The organism is Dellaglioa sp. CoH-57-MRSF-19, from assembly GCF_056781975.1.
In genome coordinates this window covers 1-273 of sequence record NZ_JBXAXW010000264.1, presented here as the reverse complement: position 1 = coordinate 273, position 273 = coordinate 1, and the positions used below count along the sequence as shown (strand labels likewise).

At 64.8% G+C, this 273-nt stretch carries 1 protein-coding gene; it reads right to left on the bottom strand.

Annotated elements, in window-relative coordinates:
- The coding region (locus AC1RO3_RS09165) for a Dyp-type peroxidase domain-containing protein (protein ID WP_481764110.1) at positions 1-273 on the bottom strand (273 nt) is incomplete at both ends.

Genomic DNA, 273 nt, shown 5'->3' with positions numbered 1-273 from the left:
GGCACGAAGGGCCGTAGTTCCTTCGGGCGCTTCCCGGTCTGGAAACGGTCCCATAGCGCCGATCCCAGCGCAGTGATGCACGACAGCCGGCCGTTGAGATCGTGGAAGCCCACCGTTTTGATCAGGTCGTCCGGCCCGTCCAAGATGCCGGCGACCGCCTGAAGGGCCTCGTGGCCCTCGGCGACCGTCAACGTGAGAAACACCGCCGCGCGCGACAGCGGCGCATCGATGCTTTGCGAGTCAATTGGTACTCGGTCCCAACCACTTCCAACC